Source organism: Mycobacterium sp. NGS57, from assembly GCF_059812405.1.
This window is the reverse complement of the sequence record NZ_JCALCP010000027.1, coordinates 1-2,148: the sequence shown is the minus strand read 5'-3', so window position 1 is coordinate 2,148 and position 2,148 is coordinate 1. Positions and strand designations below refer to the sequence as shown.

General features: G+C 74.8%; 1 protein-coding gene. It reads left to right on the top strand.

The window, feature by feature from the left end; genetic code table 11:
- A partial coding sequence (locus AC5Y43_RS24920) for an acyltransferase family protein (RefSeq protein ID WP_499977283.1) occupies positions 1-1,954 on the top strand: 1,954 nt, incomplete at its 5' end.
- Positions 1,955-2,148 lie beyond the last annotated feature (194 nt).

Genomic DNA, 2,148 nt, shown 5'->3' with positions numbered 1-2,148 from the left:
GCGGCTGCGCCGGTTTTACGGCGCGCGGGCCCGGCGGCTGCTGCCGGCGTCGGCGTTGGTCGGCGTGGTCACGATGCTCGCCTCGGCCGCCCTGCTGCCCCCGCTGCAGGTGCCCAGCGTGATGTACGACGGCGTCGCCAGCGCGCTGTATGTCAGCAACTACTGGTTCATCATGCGCGGCGTCGACTACTTCGCCAGCCACAAGCCGCTCTCGCCGTTCCAGCACTACTGGTCACTCGGCGTCGAGGAGCAGTTCTACCTGGTGTGGCCCGCGCTGATCCTCGGCACGGCGTGGCTGATCCGCCGCGCGCGTCGGCGCAGCCGGGCCGCGGACATTCCAGCGGTCGCCTCGCGCCGCCCGTATCTGGTGGTGCTGGCGCTCGTGGCGGCGGTGTCGCTCGCGATGTCGCTGGCGATCACGCTGTGGGCGCCGCCCGTCGCGTTCTTCTCGCTGCCCACCCGGGCCTGGCAGCTGGCCGCCGGCGGGCTGGTCGCGCTGACCGCCGGCCGCTGGCAGCGGCTTTCGCCGCGGGCCGCCGCGATCGTCGGCTGGGCCGGGCTGGCCGTGATCCTGCTGGCCTGCACCGAGCTCAGCGCGACCACGCTGTATCCCGGGGTGGCCGCGCTGCTGCCGACCGTGGGCGCCGCGCTGGTGATCGGCGCCGGCTGCGCGGCCCCCGCCCAGGGCTGCGGCCGCCTGCTGGGCGTCGCGCCGATGCGCGGCGTCGGCCGGATCTCCTACTCCTGGTATTTGTGGCACTGGCCGGTGCTGCTGCTCGCGCCGCCGCTGCTGGGCCACCCGCTGGGCCTGCCCGCCCGGCTGGCCGCGGCGCTGCTGTCCGGCGCGCTGGCCGTGCTGACCCTGCGCGTCGTCGAAAACCCGCTGCGCTTCGCCGCCCCGCTGCGCCGCAGCGCCGGGCTCAGCCTCGGGCTGGGCGCGGCGGCCACCGCGGTGGCGGTCTGCGTGGGCGTCGTGCTGCTGGCGGTGGCGCCCGTCCCGGTCGGGCGCGGGGCCCCGGCGGCGCCGCTGGCCATCACCGCGCCGGCGCCGCCCGCCGGCTCCCCCCTCGACGCCTACGACGCCGCCGTGCGCCAGGCCTTCGCCCAGACGCAGGCCGCGGTCGCCGCGTCGGCGAACCTCACGGCCATCCCGTCGAACCTCGACCCCGCGCTCGCCGAGGCGTCCGAGCAGGAGAAGGCCTACTCCTTCGACGGCTGCCTGCGCACGCCCCTGCAGGCCGGGCAGCCCGAGTGCGTGTCGGGCGACGCCGCCTCGCCCACCACGGTGGCCCTGGTCGGCGACTCGCACGCGGCGATGTGGAACCCGGCCTTCCAGCAACTCGCCGCGCAGCGGCACTGGCGGCTGGAGACGCTGGCCAAGGCGGCCTGCCCGCTGATGGACCTGCCCGTCACCAGCCCCTTCCGCCGGGTGGTGGAACTCTTCGAACACTGCGCGCAGTGGCGCGGCGACATCCTCGCCCGGTTGCGCGCCGAGCGCCCCCGACTGGTCGTGGTGAGCGTGTGGCGCGGCTACGGCACCGACGAATCGATGACCGGCTTCCACTCCTACGACCCGGCCTGGACCGACAACCTGACCCGGCTGATCCAGCAGCTGCGCGGCACCGGCGCCAAGGTCCTGGTGCTCGGGCCGGCCCCCGATCCCCGCCTGGTGGTGCCGATCTGTTTGTCCGGCCACCTCGACGACGCGACGGCCTGCTCGCCGCGGCGCGCGGCGGCGGTCAACGAGGCGGGCATCGCCGCCGAGGCGGCAGCCACCCGGGCCGGCGGCGGGCAGTACGCCGATCTCACCGACCTGTTCTGCGCCGCCACCCGCTGCCCGGTCATCGTCGGCAACACCCTCGTCTACTTCGACGAGAGCCACCTGACGCTCCAGTACTCCCGGCTGCTGGCCCCCGCCGTCGGCGCGCTGGCCGACCGCGCCCTCGCCCGCTGACCCAGAAATGCCTTTCGCCCGACGTAGTTCAACAGGTGTGTGATAATTCGTCGATTCCCGAAGGCGTCCTGATATTCGAGTAGGTGACCTTGCGCCAGGCCGACAGCATCAGCCGCGCCGCCGACGTGCGCGACCAGCGCGCCGAGCCGTCGCGGTTTCGCCCGGACATCGAGGGCCTGCGCGCGGTGGCGGTG